Source organism: Burkholderia sp. KL41, from assembly GCF_057005415.2.
Window position 1 is genome coordinate 378607 of record NZ_CM174447.1, and the last position, 13284, is coordinate 391890.

The following is a 13284-nucleotide window of genomic DNA, read 5'->3' on the forward strand; positions in this document are numbered from 1 at the left end:
GGCGTTCGTGCGCTGCTTTCCTGCACGCTCCGTTGCGCACGTTATTGCGCCGGCAAAGCGTCCGCGAGCGCCCGCATTGCTTCCACCGTCTCCGGATTCGCGGGGAAAAACGCCTCGATCGCGAGTTCCGACAGCGTCACGTCGACCGGCGTGCCGAACACCGTCGTCGTGCTGAAGAACGTCAGTTCGCCGGCCGCCGTGCGCAGCCGCAACGGCACGGCGATATCCGCGAAATCGGTGCGCGCATGCGTGTCGTCGGGCTGGCCGGCCGGTACCGGATATGCGGCGAGTTCGTCGCGTAGCGTGTGCAGCGCGCGGTCGCCGCTGGCATCGATCTGCCGCTGCAGCCGATGCAGGATGTGCGCGCGCCACTCGTGCCAGTTGACGATCTGTGGCGCGAGGCCCTCCGGATGCAGGCTCAGCCGCAGCACGTTGACGGGCGGTTGCAGCAGCGACGGATCGGCCTGCGCGACCAGCGCGCCGAGCATCCGGTTCGCGGCAAGCAGCGTCCAGTGACGATCCACGGCGAGCGCCGGGTAGGGCTCGTGGCCGCGCAGCACGGCTTCCACCGCATGGCGCGCGGCATCGAGCTGCGGATCCGAAAACGGCCGTTCGCGAAACAGCGGCGCGAAGCCGGCCGCGACGAGCAGCGCATTGCGTTCGCGCAGCGGCACGTCGAGACGCTCCGCCAGATGCAGCACCATCTCGCGGCTCGGCTGCGCGCGACCCGATTCGACGAAGCTCAGGTGGCGCGCGGAAACGTCCGCGTCGAGCGCGAGCGCCATCTGGCTCAGGCGCCGGCGTTGCCGCCACGTGCGCAGCAGCGGGCCGATGCCGGACGCGCGGCCGGCGGACGGGGAGGGCGAGTGGCGGGCGGCGGTCGGGTTCATGCAGCAGATGATAGGCAATCCCGAGTGCCTTGGGCATTACCTGCGACGTAAGCATCGCGCCTCCCCGGGCGTGTCGCGGCGCTGCGTTACCATAGCCCCCGTGCCAACTGAGAGACGACGCCGGACCCGCGATTGAAAACGCAAGGGCCGACGCCGTGCATATTTACGACAAGGCATTCCAGGGGAATCCAACAATGAAAAAACTTGCCGTCCGGCTCGCCTGCGTGGCGACGCTTGCATTCACCGCGATCAGCGCCCACGCGCAAACCGAAGCCGCGCAGGTGGAAATGAGGGCCGCGGCTGCCGCCGCCAACGACGCGGTCGTGAAGGGCCCGACCGACATCGACGTGAAACACGAAGCCGTGCTGAAGCTGAAAGCCGGCGAATCGTTCGTGCCGGCCGCCGAAGCCGGCCGCTACCTGCGCTCGATGGGCAACTCGATCGACGAAACCAGGCTGGTCGGCCTCGTGCTGCCCGACGATCCCGATGCCGACTGGATCTCGGTCGTATCGTTCGAGCCGAGCGGCTATATCCGCGACGACGACGCGAAGGACTGGAAACCCGACGAACTGCTGAAGAGCCTGCAGGCCGGCACCGAGGAAGACAACCCCGGGCGCAAGGAACGCGGCCTGCCCGAAACCGAGGTGGTCGGCTGGGCGAAGGCGCCCGCGTACGACGCGGCTACGCACCGGCTCGTGTGGTCCGCGATCATCCGCGACAAGGGCGCGGCGCCGAACGCCGAAAACGACGGCGTGAACTACCGGACGCTCGTGCTCGGCCGCGACGGCTACCTGTCGCTGACGATGGCGTCGACGCTCGTCGATCTGCCGAAATACAAGGCGTCGGCCGACGAACTGCTGTCGAACATCAGCTTCAACGACGGCAAGCGCTATGCCGATTTCAACAAGTCGACCGACCACGTGGCCGAGTATGGCCTCGCGGCGCTGATCGTCGGCGTCGGCGCGAAGAAGCTCGGCCTGCTCGCGTTGATCGGCGCGTTCGCGGTGAAGTTCTTCAAGGTCGGCGCGGTTGCGCTGCTGGCCGGCGGCGCCGCGCTGAAACGCTTCTTCGGGCGCAAGCCGAAGCCGGCCGCGGTGCCGGCCGTCGCCGATGCATCCGGCGCGTCCGGCATGTCCGATGCATCCGCCACGGAGCGCAAGGAATGACGAAGCTGTTGCTGCTGATCTTCGGCGGCCTCAAGCTCGGCAAGGTGCTCGTGTCGGCGGGCACCATGCTCGCGTCGATCGCGGTCTACGCGCTGTTCTACGGCTGGCGGTTCGCGGCCGGTTTCGTGGCACTGCTGCTGGTGCACGAGGCCGGCCACTACGTGGCCGCGCAGCGGCGCGGGCTCGACGTCGGGCTGCCGACCTTCATCCCGTTCGTCGGCGCGTGGATCCAGCTGAAGGAGATGCCGCACGACGCGGAAACCGAGGCGTACGTCGGGCTCGCCGGGCCGTTCGTCGGCACGCTCGGTGCGCTGGCCTGCTACGCGGCCGCGCGCCACTACGACAGCAACCTGCTGCTCGCGCTGTCGTACACGGGCTTCTTCTTGAACCTGTTCAATATGATTCCGCTGTCGCCGTTCGACGGCGGGCGGATCACCGCGGTGCTGTCGCCGCGCATCTGGTTCGCGGGCGTGCCCGTGCTGATCGCGCTGTTCGTGTACCGCCCGAGCCCGCTGCTGATCGTGATGGCGATCCTCGCGCTGCCGCAGCTCAAGCGCGCGTGGCGCTACGATCCCGACGCGCCGGAGAACCGCGTGTACTACGCGACGTCGGTCGAGACGAAGACGACGTTCGCGCTCTGCTATGTCGGACTGCTCGCGTTCCTCGCGCTGATGACGTCCGGCGTGCACGACATGCTGCGCGTCGCGCATTCCGCGGCCTGACGCAAAAACGGCGGCCGCTGTTACGCGGCCGCCGTCGTTTTTCTTTTCGCCGAATCTCACGCGTCGCGATGCCTCAGCTCGACGCGCCTGATGTCCTTCACGATCACGAGATAGCTGAACACGGTGACGAGCGCGTTCAGCCCGACGAACACGAGTGCGCCGTTGAACGAGCCGCTCGCGCCGACGAGATAGCCGATCGCGATCGGCGCGACGATGCCGGCCGTATTGCCGAACATGTTGAACAGGCTGCCCGACAGGCCGATCGCTTCCTTCGGCGCGGTATCGGCGACGACGGCCCAGCCGAGCGAGCCGATGCCCTTGCCGAAGAACGACACGGCCATCAGCACGATCACGAGCGCTTCGCTGTCGACGTAGTTGCAGCCGATGATGACCATCGACAGCGCCATCCCGCCGACGATCGGGATCTTGCGCGCGAGCGTGAGCGACACGCCGCGGCGGATCAGCCCGTCGGACAGCATCCCGCCGAGCACCCCGCCGAGGAACCCGCAGATCGCGGGCAGCGACGTCATGAAGCCGGCCTTCAGCAGGGACATCCCGCGCGCCTGCACGAGGTAGATCGGGAACCACGTGAGGAAGAAATAGGTGAGCACGTTCACGCAGTACTGGCCGAGATACACGCCGATCAGCATCCGGTTCGACAGCAGCTGGCGCACGTAGTACCAGCCCGCCACGCGGCGGCCTTCCGAACGCAGGCCGTCGGTGCCGCGCACGGTCGTGCGCACGAGGCCGCCGCCCTGCTCGATGTGCTCGAGTTCCGCGCGGTTCACGGCCGGATGGTCGGCCGGATCCTTCACGACCCGCAGCCACAGGAACGCGAGCGCGATGCCCGCGAGGCCGAGCCACAGATACACCTGGTGCCAGCCGTACGCATGCGTGAGCCACGCCATCAGCGGCGAGAACACCACGGCCGCGAAGTATTGCGCGGCGTTGAAGATCGCGGACGCCGTGCCGCGCTCGGCGGTCGGGAACCAGCTCGCGACGACTTTCGCGTTCGCGGGAAAGGCGGGTGCCTCGGCGATGCCGACCGCGAAGCGCATCGCGAACAGCGCGGCCACCGCGAACGCGGCGCTGCCGCCGAGCCCGATCGTGCCCTGCAGCAGCGTGAACGCCGACCACAGGAAGATACTGGCCGCATACACGCGACGCGCGCCGAAGCGGTCGAGCAGCCAGCCGCTCGGCAGTTGCGCGAGCACGTACGCCCAGCTGAACGCCGAGAAGATGTAGCCCATCGTCACCGGGTCGATGCCGAACGCCTTGCGGATCGGCGTGCCGGTGATCGACAGCGTCGCGCGATCCGCATAGTTGAGCGTCGTGACGACGAACAGCATCGCCAGGATCCAGTAGCGTACGGCGGTCCGGCGCGCGGTGCGCGCGAGGTCGAGCGGAAGCTCGCGAGGGGTGGTCTGATTAGGCACTTTAATGTACGTCGTCGTATGACATGGTGCGAAGTTTATGTGGGTTGGTCGACCCCGGAAACCTCGGGTTTTCCCGTTGGACGCGACGCGAAACGCCCACAATTTGGGCATTAGGCGAATGAATTAGGGATTCGCGCATTGTGTGGCAAGATCGACGACCCGCGTGAATCGCAAAATCATGTCGGCAGACATCATATCTGTTGGGCTACAATGAGCCCATCATTCCCGAACCACGGAGCACACCCATGCAACTGACAGGAGAGATGCTGATCGGCGCCGAAGCGGTCGCCGGCTCGGCCGGTACCTTGCGCGCGTTCGACCCGTCGAAGGGCGCGCCGATCGATGCGCCGGCGTTCGGCGTCGCGGCGCAGGCCGACATCGAGCGTGCATGCGAACTCGCGCGCGACGCGTTCGACGCGTACCGCGCGCAGCCGCTCGCGGCCCGCGCGGCGTTTCTCGACGCGATCGCGGATGAAATCGTCGCGCTCGGCGACGCGCTGATCGAGCGCGCGCACGCTGAAACGGGCCTGCCCGTCTCGCGGCTGCAGGGTGAGCGCGGCCGCACCGTCGGCCAGCTCCGGCTGTTCGCGCGTGTCGTGCGCGACGGTCGTTTCCTCGCCGCGTCGATCGATCCCGCGCAGCCTGCCCGCACGCCGCTGCCGCGCTCGGACCTGCGGCTGCAGAAAATCGGGCTCGGGCCCGTCGTCGTATTCGGTGCGAGCAATTTCCCGCTCGCGTTCTCGGTGGCCGGCGGCGATACGGCGTCGGCGCTCGCGGCCGGCTGCCCGGTGATCGTGAAGGCGCACGAGGCGCACCTCGGCACGTCCGAACTGGTCGGCCGCGCGATTCGCGCCGCCGTCGCGAAAACCGGGATGCCGGCCGGCGTGTTCTCGCTGCTGATCGGCCCCGGCCGCGTGATCGGCGCGGCGCTCGTCGGCCATCCGGCGGTCCAGGCCGTCGGCTTCACGGGGTCGCGGCAGGGCGGCATGGCGCTCGTGCAGATCGCGAATGCCCGCCCGCAGCCGATTCCCGTCTACGCGGAAATGAGCAGCATCAACCCCGTCGTGCTGTTCCCGGCGGCGCTCGCCGCGCGCGGCGACGCGATCGCAACGGGTTTCGTCGATTCGCTGGCGCTCGGCGTCGGCCAGTTCTGTACCAACCCGGGCCTCGTGCTCGCGATCGACGGCCCCGATCTCGACCGCTTCGAATCCGTCGCCGCGCAGGCGCTCGCGAAGAAGCCGGCCGGCGTGATGCTCACGCCCGGGATCGCCGATGCGTATCGCCATGGCCGCGGCAAGCTGGCCGAACTGCCGGGCGTGCGCGAGATCGGCGCGGGCGAGGCCGCGCAGACCGATTGCCAGGCCGGCGGCGCGTTGTACGAAGTCGGCGCGCAGGCGTTCCTGGCCGAGCCGGCGTTCAGCCACGAAGTGTTCGGGCCGGCGTCGCTGATCGTGCGCTGCCGCGATCTCGACGAAGTCGCGCGCGTGCTCGACGCGCTCGAGGGCCAGCTCACGGCCACGCTGCAGATGGACGCCGACGACAAGCCGCTGGCCCGCCGGCTGCTGCCGATCCTCGAACGCAAGGCCGGGCGCCTGCTCGTGAACGGTTACCCGACCGGCGTCGAGGTGTGTGACGCGATGGTGCACGGCGGGCCGTTTCCCGCGACGTCGAACCCGTCCGTCACGTCGGTCGGCGCGACGGCGATCGAGCGTTTCCTGCGCCCGGTGTGCTACCAGGATTTCCCGGACGATCTGCTGCCGGAAGGGTTGCAGGAGAAGAACCCGCTCGCGATTCCGCGGCTGCGGGACGGGAAGGCGGAGTGACGGGCGGCGACGATTGAGCGTGTGATTTCCGGCGGCCGGTGCGTCGGGGTCGGTGCCGGCACGCGGAAACCAAAAGGCGGATGTGGCCGGTGGGCCGCTTCCGCCTTTTTTGCATGACGGGTTTCGGTGCAGACGGGTTTGTTCGAAGTGTCGACAAGAATCATGTCGGGGCAGCATGGGGGGGCGGCGGTCGGAGCAGCGGCCTCGGGGTACGTGACTGCCGTGGATCTTGCCGTCTTCCCCGTCCCCCGGTTTTCTCCTACAGTAGCGAAGCCTCGGGCCAGCCGGCCCGCAGGCAAGCCTGAGAGACCGACAAAAGACAACGAGGGAACCCCCGATGAACATCAACAAGCGTGGCGATCACCTGTTCGCGGCCGGATTGTGGAAAGCGATCGGCGACGTCGCGAAATCCGTGCGCACCCAGGTCGGCCAGTACAGCGAAGGGCGCGTGCTCGCGAATGCGCTGCTGGAATTCCAGCGCGACCTGGGCGGCAGCGAATTCGACGTGACGATCAACCAGGGGCGCGTCGTCACGGGCGCCGACGCGCATTCGCTCGTGTTCGGGCAAGCCGTGCGCCGTTTCCGGCAGGACATGGAAGCGCTGGTGTTCGCGCTCCAGTACCGGCGCGGCATCGACGAACGCGACCCGGGCCTGCGCACCGAAGCACTGCTGCAGGCGAACAGCCAGCTCGCGACCGCGAAGCAGTCGGCGACGATCACGGTCGGCCGGTTCTTCGATGCGGTCGTCGACCGCGACGTGCTCGGGCAGATCCTCGACGGCGAATCGAACGCGCGCGCGCGGGCGGGCACGCAGGGGCAGATCGAGGCGACGCGGGTCAGGCTCGCGAACGTGCGCCACCGGATCGTCGGAATCATCGCGCAGATGTGACGCGGCCGGACGGCCTGCAAGGCGGGGTGGCGTCACGCGAAGCGCCGCGCCGGAGGCGGCACCCGTCGCGGCGCGGCGGATGCGTGCGGGGTTACTGCTGCGAACGGTCGCGATACCGTCGAACCGGCACGCGACGCGACAACCGGCCGGCGCGGCGCCGATCAAGGCACCACGCAGGCCGTACCCGCTTACTGCGGGCCCATCTTCTTGATCAGCACGTCGAGTTCGGCCGCTTCGGCCTCGGTGAGGTCGACGAGCGGCGCCCGCACGGGGCCCGCGTCATGGCCGACGAGCTTCGCGCCCGCCTTCACGATGCTGACCGCATAACCCGCGCGGCGGTTGCGGATCTGCAGGTACGGCAGGAAGAACGTGTCGATCAGGCGGCCGACCGTTGCGTGGTCGTCCTTCGCGATCGCTTCGTAGAATTCCATCGCCGTCTTCGGGATGAAGTTGAACACGGCCGACGAATACACCGGCACGCCGAGCGCCTTGTACGCGGCGGCATAGACTTCGGCCGTCGGCAGGCCGCCGAGATATGCGAAGCGGTCGCCGAGGCGGCGGCGGATCGTCACCATGCTTTCGATTTCGCCGACGCCGTCCTTGAAGCCGATCAGGTTCGGGCAACGATCGGCGAGGCGCTCGAGCATGTCGGCGTTCAGCTTCGAATTCGCCCGGTTGTACACCACGACGCCGATCTTCAGGGCGCGGCACACCTGCTCGACGTGCTCGGCGATCCCTTCCTGGCTGGCCTCGGTCAGGTAATGCGGCATCAGCAGCACGCCGCTCGCGCCGAGGCGCTCGGCCTCCTGCGCATATTCGATCGCGACGCGCGTCGCGCCGCCCGCGCCGGCGAGGATCGGCACCTTGCCCTTGCAGGTTTCCGTCGCGACGCGGATCACGTCCGAATACTCGCGCTGCGTGAGCGAGAAGAATTCACCGGTGCCGCCGGCCGCGAACAGCGCGCTCGCACCGTACGGCGCGAGCCATTCCAGGCGCTCGGCATAGGTGGACGGGCGGAAGCTGCCGTCGGCGTCGAAGTCCGTCAGCGGAAAGGACAGCAGGCCGTGGGAGATGATCTGTTTGAGTTCTTGCGGTGAAGTCATGGTTGGGTCGTCCGTCTAGCGCGAGTGCTGGTTCGTCGGGAACGGCATACGAGCCAAATTGGCGATGTCGTTGTATGTCATCGTACAACGAGGGAAAGGACCACGCAAGCGGTTTGCTGGCCGGTAAATGATAGGGTCTTTCCGGATAAGGGTTTACGCAGCATCGCCGGCCGGAGTTGAATGTCGTATGATGACTAACAATATGGCCGACAGCCTCCAGGATTTCCGATGACTGCTTCCCCGCTCTACATCCGTGTGCATCCGGACGACAACGTCGCGATCGTCGTCAACGACGGCGGCCTGCCCGAGGGCGCGACGTTCGCCGACGGGCTGACGCTGCGCGAAGGCGTGCCGCAGGGGCACAAGGTCGCGCTGGTCGATCTCGCGGCCGGCGACCCGATCGTCCGCTACAACGTGGTGATCGGTTATGCGCTGGCCGAGCTGCGACGCGGCAGCTGGGTCAACGAGCGCACGATGCGCATGCCCGAGCCGCCGGGGCTCGACAACCTGCCGCTCGCGACGCGTGCCGCGCCGCCGCTGCCGCCGCTCGAAGGCTATACGTTCGAGGGCTTCCGCAATGCCGACGGCTCGGTCGGCACGCGCAACATCCTCGCGATCACGACGACCGTGCAGTGCGTGTCGGGCGTCGTCGAGCATGCGGTGCAGCGGATCAAGGCCGAGCTGCTGCCGCGCTACCCGAACGTCGACGACGTGGTCGGGCTCGAGCACACCTACGGCTGCGGCGTCGCGATCGACGCGCCCGACGCCGACATCCCGATCCGCACGCTGCGCAACATCAGCCTGAATCCGAACTTCGGCGGCGAGGTGATGACCGTGAGCCTCGGCTGCGAGAAGCTTCAGCCCGAGCGCCTGCTGCCGCCCGGCGCGATTCCGGTGGCGGCCGACGGCGCCGGCGACAACGGCGGGGTCGTGTGCCTGCAGGACGCCGCGCACGTCGGCTTCAACTCGATGATCGACTCGATCATGAAGATGGCCGAATCGCATCTCGAGCGGCTGAACCGCCGCCGCCGCGAGACGTGCCCCGCGTCGGATCTCGTCGTCGGTGTGCAGTGCGGCGGCAGCGACGCGTTCTCGGGCCTCACCGCGAATCCCGCCGTCGGCTTCGCGGCTGACCTGCTGGTGCGCGCGGGCGCGACGATCATGTTCTCCGAGGTGACGGAAGTGCGTGACGGTGTCGCGCAGCTCACGTCGCGTGCGGCGAACGAGGACGTTGCGCGCGAGATCATTCGCGAGATGGACTGGTACGACCGTTACCTGCAGCGCGGCCGCGTCGACCGCAGCGCGAACACGACGCCGGGCAACAAGAAGGGCGGCCTGTCGAACATCGTCGAGAAGGCGATGGGCTCGATCGTGAAGTCGGGCAGCGCGCCGATCGCCGGTGTCGTGCGTCCCGGCGATCGCGCGAAGCAGAAGGGGCTGCTTTATGCGGCGACGCCCGCGAGCGACTTCATCTGCGGCACGCTGCAGCTCGCGGCCGGGATGAACCTGCACATTTTCACGACCGGCCGCGGCACGCCGTACGGCCTCGCACAGGTGCCGGTGATCAAGGTCGCGACGCGCAGCGATCTCGCGCGCCGCTGGCACGACCTGATGGATCTCGACGCGGGGCGGATCGCGACCGGCGCGGCGACGATCGAGGACACCGGCTGGGAACTGTTCCGGCTGATGCTCGACGTCGCGAGTGGCAAGCGTCGCACGTGGGCCGAGCAGTGGAAGCTCGCGAATGCGCTGACGCTGTTCAATCCGGCGCCGGTGACCTGACGCGCGCGGCCGATGCCGCCGGACGATGCGGGCGCCCGACGGCGCCCGTTTTCATTGCGGCGCGCGTGGTCGCGACGGGCGATCGTTATGCGATGTCGATCGGCAGCGACAGCCCGACCTTGACGCGCGACATCACGACCATCGTTTCGAAGTGACGAATGTTGTGGTGCTGCCGGAATACGCGCGTGGAAAACTCCTCGTAGTGGTCGATATCGCGCATCGCGATCATCAGCACGAAATCGGCGCGCCCCGTCACCACATAACACTGCATGACTTCCGGCAGCGACTTCAGGAACCGCTTGAATTCGTCGAGCAGGTCGACCCGTTCGCGCTCGACCTGCACGAGGACGAGCATCGTCAACGGGAGGCCGACCTTGGTCGGATCGACGACGGAAACGTCCTGCTGGATATAGCGCTCGTCGCGCAGCCGCTTCACGCGGCGCAGGCATGCTGGCGGGCTCAGGCCGATCTCGGCGGCGAGCGCCTGGTTGGTGATCTGGTTGTCGTGCTGGAGGCGGGCGAGGATTCGCAGGTCGAAGTCGTCGAGCGGTGTGGCGGCGGAATTCATCGGATTTCCTTCGGAGAGAAAAAACGAAACAAACTCGCGAATGATGCCGCCCGATGTTTATCGGATTTCGCGACGGCTGCCGATAATCGTAGCACCCGTCAACGATGAAGCCGCGAGGAAAACATCATGCGTTTCCGACATCTGCTGCTGGTGCCGCTCGTGCTGCTGGTGCCACTTGTGTCGCTTGTGCCGGCCGTTCCCGCGTTCGGCGCGGATACGGTCGTCGTGGGTTTTGCCGGCGCGCTCACGGGTGCGCAGGCGCATTTCGGCGAGGACAGCGCGCGCGGCATTCGGCTCGCGATCGACGAAATCAACGCGGCGCATCCAGGCGTCGCCGGGCATCCGGTCACGTTCGCGCTCGACGCGCAAGACGACCAGGCCGACCCGAAGGTCGCGACGACGGTCGCGCAGCGCTTCGTCGATACGCACGTCAGCGCCGTGATCGGCCACCAGAATTCGGGGACGTCGATCGCCGTCGCGCGGCTCTACGCGACGGCGAACATCGCGGAGCTGACGCCGTCGGCCACCAATCCGGCGTTCACGCGTCTCGGCTATCGCACCACGTTCCGGATGCTCGCGAACGACGACTTCCTCGGGCAGGCGGTCGCCCGCTATGCGGTCGAGCAGTTGCACGCGCGCCGCATCGGTGTCGTGGACGATCGCACGGCCTACGGGCAGGGCATCGCGGACGTGTTCGCCGGCGGGCTCGGGAACACGGGCGCCGCCGTGGTCGCACGCGAATACACGACCGACAAGGCGTTCGACTTCGGCGCGCCGCTGACGCTGATCAAGGGCCGTGCGCCCGACGCGATCTTCTTCGGCGGCATGGACACGCAGGGCGGGCCGATGCTCAAGCAGATGAAGAAGCTGCGGATCGCCGTGCCGCTGCTGGGTGGCGACGGTCTGTGCACACACGAGATCCTGAAACTGGCCGGCGATGCGCTCGACGGCAACCTCGTGTGCGCAGACGGCGGCCGAAGCCTCGCGAAGATGCCGGGCGGCCCCGCGTTCGCGGCGCGCTTCACGCAGAAGTACGGCGCCCCCGTGCAGCTCTACGCACCGTATGCCTACGACGCGATGATGGCCGTCTACCACGCGGTGATGCTCGCGCAGTCCACCGATCCGGCGAAGATCGTCGACGCGCTGCATCGCGTCGACTTCCAGGGCGTGACCGGCCGGATCGCGTTCGACACGAACGGCGAGCTGCGTAATCCGGCGGCAACGATTTCGACGTTCAAGGGAGGCAACAAGGTGACTTTGTCGGAGGTAGTGAAATGAATACGCGGATTCTTCCGGTGGGCACCGCATCGCTGCGCGACGTCGCGCGGCCGGTCGGCGACGTTACCGATCCCGCCGTGCGCGAAGCCGCCGGCGCATTGCGCGCCGCGCTGCGCGCGTTTCGCGACGAACACGGTTTCGGCCGCGCGGTCGCCGCGCCGCAGATCGGCGTCGGGCAACGGATGATCGCGCTCGCGCTGGACGGCTGGCCCGACGTGATCGTGAACCCCGAAATCGTGTGGCACAGCGACGCGCGGATGACGCTGTGGGACGACTGCATGTGCTTTCCTGACCTGTTCGTGCGTGTCGAGCGCCACGCGTCGGTGAGCGTGCAGTACACGACGCTCGACGGCGAGCTGCATCGGTGCGACGCGCTGTCGCCCGATGTGTCGGAGCTGATGCAGCACGAGATCGACCATCTCGACGGCAAGCTGTCGTTCGATCGCGCGGCGGGGCCGAATGCGGTCGTGCATCGCAGCGTGTTCGACGCCGATCGCGCGTCGTTTGTCGCGCAGGTCGACTACGCGCCGCACGCGCCCGACGTGAAACGTTCGGCGCCGGAGCGCATTCAGTCCGCCGAAGCATCCGCGTATCCGCCGGGCGCCGCGTACATGAACGGCCGCTTCGTTCCGATCGCCGACGCGCGCGTGTCGGTGCTCGACTGGGGTTTCCTGCATTCCGACGTCACGTACGACACCGTGCACGTGTGGAACGGCCGCTTCTTCCGCCTCGACCGGCACATCGCGCGGTTCAGGCGCTCGCTGGCGCGGCTGCGGCTGGACGTACCGTTGAGCGACGACGCGCTGCGCGACATCCTCGTCGAATGCGTGCGCCGCTCGGGCCTGCGCAACGCGTACGTCGAAATGCTGTGCACGCGCGGCGTATCGCCCACCTTCAGCCGCGACCCGCGCGACGCGGTGAACCAGTTCATCGCGTTCGCGGTGCCGTACGGCTCGGTCGCGAACGAGCGGCAGTTGCGCGAGGGCCTGCACCTGCATCTGATCGACGACGTGCGGCGGATTCCGCCCGAATCGGTCGATCCGCAGATCAAGAACTACCACTGGCTCGACCTCGTCGCCGGGCTGCTGAAAGGGTATGACGCGGGTGCGGAGTCGGTCGTGCTGAAGTGCACGGACGGCAGCATCGCCGAAGGGCCCGGGTTCAACGTCTTCATCGTGCGCGACGGCCGGCTTCGGACGCCCGAGCGCGGCGTGCTGCACGGCATCACGCGGCAGACCGTGTTCGAGCTGGCGGCGTCGATGGGCATCGACGCGCAGGCCGGCCGTGTCGACGATGCGCAACTGCGCGAAGCGGACGAGGTGTTCATCACGTCGACGGCCGGCGGGATCATGCCCGTCACGCGGCTGAACGGCGCACCGGTCGGCGACGGCCGGCCGGGCCCGATGACGCGCCGGCTGTTCGACGCGTACTGGGCGAAGCACGAGGATCCGGCGTGGAGCCTGGCGGTCGACTACGCGGCCAACTGCGCGGCCGGCTGATCGCGGCGGTGCGGGCGCGATTCCTTACCTCGCACGTAATCGACCGCCCGCGCGAGGCCGGCGACGATGACGGCACGCGAACACGAAACACGCAACGTTCGCGACCTCGTCCCCTCGTCGACACCAGG

At 68.0% G+C, this 13284-nt stretch carries 11 protein-coding genes; 7 read left to right on the forward strand and 4 right to left on the reverse strand.

Features of this window, described 5'->3' with window-relative positions; all coding sequences use genetic code 11:
* Positions 1–41 precede the first annotated feature (41 nt).
* Positions 42–890, reverse strand: coding sequence for a helix-turn-helix domain-containing protein (locus PQB87_RS19380; protein ID WP_226218754.1), 849 nt, complete (start codon positions 888–890; stop codon positions 42–44).
* 194 nt (positions 891–1084) lie between these two features.
* On the opposite strand from PQB87_RS19380, the gene PQB87_RS19385 reads away from it, so the two are divergent.
* The gene (locus tag PQB87_RS19385; protein WP_489243516.1) at positions 1085–2056 is read left to right on the forward strand and encodes a DUF2167 domain-containing protein; all 972 of its coding nucleotides are present in this window, start codon (positions 1085–1087) and stop codon (positions 2054–2056) included.
* A complete protein-coding gene (locus PQB87_RS19390) occupies positions 2053–2778 on the forward strand; it encodes a site-2 protease family protein (protein WP_489243517.1) in 726 nt (241 codons plus the stop codon). The genes PQB87_RS19385 and PQB87_RS19390 overlap by 4 nt, the downstream gene beginning before the upstream one ends.
* A gap of 56 nt (positions 2779–2834) precedes the next feature.
* Here PQB87_RS19390 and PQB87_RS19395 read toward each other — a convergent pair whose 3' ends face one another.
* Positions 2835–4214 carry an MFS transporter gene (locus tag PQB87_RS19395; protein WP_059496411.1) on the reverse strand — a complete coding sequence of 460 codons (1380 nt, stop codon included), beginning with the start codon at positions 4212–4214 and terminating at the stop codon, positions 2835–2837.
* 245 nt (positions 4215–4459) lie between these two features.
* On the opposite strand from PQB87_RS19395, the gene PQB87_RS19400 reads away from it, so the two are divergent.
* Both PQB87_RS19400 and PQB87_RS19405 read left to right on the forward strand, forming a co-directional pair.
* A complete protein-coding gene (locus PQB87_RS19400; RefSeq protein ID WP_489243518.1) occupies positions 4460–6037 on the forward strand; it encodes an aldehyde dehydrogenase (NADP(+)) in 1578 nt (525 codons plus the stop codon).
* A 337-nt stretch (positions 6038–6374) separates the two neighbouring features.
* Positions 6375–6926, forward strand: a complete 552-nt coding sequence (locus PQB87_RS19405) for a hypothetical protein (RefSeq protein ID WP_021159300.1) — start codon at positions 6375–6377, stop codon at positions 6924–6926.
* A 188-nt stretch (positions 6927–7114) separates the two neighbouring features.
* Here PQB87_RS19405 and kdgD read toward each other — a convergent pair whose 3' ends face one another.
* Positions 7115–8029 (reverse strand): 5-dehydro-4-deoxyglucarate dehydratase, encoded by a 915-nt coding sequence (gene kdgD / locus PQB87_RS19410; protein WP_060061135.1) that lies wholly within the window; start codon positions 8027–8029, stop codon positions 7115–7117.
* 228 nt (positions 8030–8257) lie between these two features.
* Here kdgD and garD point away from each other — a divergent pair, with 228 nt between their 5' ends.
* Positions 8258–9811 (forward strand): galactarate dehydratase, encoded by a 1554-nt coding sequence (gene garD / locus PQB87_RS19415; protein ID WP_111943212.1) that lies wholly within the window; start codon positions 8258–8260, stop codon positions 9809–9811.
* Between the two features lie 85 nt (positions 9812–9896).
* On the opposite strand, the gene PQB87_RS19420 is transcribed toward garD, so the two are convergent.
* Positions 9897–10379 carry an Lrp/AsnC family transcriptional regulator gene (locus PQB87_RS19420; protein WP_042974910.1) on the reverse strand — a complete coding sequence of 161 codons (483 nt, stop codon included), beginning with the start codon at positions 10377–10379 and terminating at the stop codon, positions 9897–9899.
* A gap of 126 nt (positions 10380–10505) precedes the next feature.
* Here PQB87_RS19420 and PQB87_RS19425 point away from each other — a divergent pair, with 126 nt between their 5' ends.
* Positions 10506–11657, forward strand: coding sequence for a branched-chain amino acid ABC transporter substrate-binding protein (locus tag PQB87_RS19425; protein WP_301863494.1), 1152 nt, complete (start codon positions 10506–10508; stop codon positions 11655–11657).
* Positions 11654–13156 (forward strand): aminotransferase class IV, encoded by a 1503-nt coding sequence (locus PQB87_RS19430; protein WP_301863493.1) that lies wholly within the window; start codon positions 11654–11656, stop codon positions 13154–13156. The genes PQB87_RS19425 and PQB87_RS19430 overlap by 4 nt, the downstream gene beginning before the upstream one ends.
* Positions 13157–13284: the final 128 nt, after the last annotated feature.

Excerpts from the sequence above, each read along its gene's own strand:
- PQB87_RS19380 (WP_226218754.1), bottom strand. The coding sequence starts at position 890 with ATGAACCCGACCGCCGCCCGCCACTCGCCCTCCCCGTCCGCCGGCCGC.
- PQB87_RS19385 (WP_489243516.1), top strand. The coding sequence starts at position 1,085 with ATGAAAAAACTTGCCGTCCGGCTCGCCTGCGTGGCGACGCTTGCATTC.
- PQB87_RS19390 (WP_489243517.1), top strand. The coding sequence starts at position 2,053 with ATGACGAAGCTGTTGCTGCTGATCTTCGGCGGCCTCAAGCTCGGCAAG.
- PQB87_RS19400 (WP_489243518.1), top strand. The coding sequence starts at position 4,460 with ATGCAACTGACAGGAGAGATGCTGATCGGCGCCGAAGCGGTCGCCGGC.
- PQB87_RS19405 (WP_021159300.1), top strand. The coding sequence starts at position 6,375 with ATGAACATCAACAAGCGTGGCGATCACCTGTTCGCGGCCGGATTGTGG.
- kdgD (WP_060061135.1), bottom strand. The coding sequence starts at position 8,029 with ATGACTTCACCGCAAGAACTCAAACAGATCATCTCCCACGGCCTGCTG.
- garD (WP_111943212.1), top strand. The coding sequence starts at position 8,258 with ATGACTGCTTCCCCGCTCTACATCCGTGTGCATCCGGACGACAACGTC.
- PQB87_RS19420 (WP_042974910.1), bottom strand. The coding sequence starts at position 10,379 with ATGAATTCCGCCGCCACACCGCTCGACGACTTCGACCTGCGAATCCTC.
- PQB87_RS19425 (WP_301863494.1), top strand. The coding sequence starts at position 10,506 with ATGCGTTTCCGACATCTGCTGCTGGTGCCGCTCGTGCTGCTGGTGCCA.
- PQB87_RS19430 (WP_301863493.1), top strand. The coding sequence starts at position 11,654 with ATGAATACGCGGATTCTTCCGGTGGGCACCGCATCGCTGCGCGACGTC.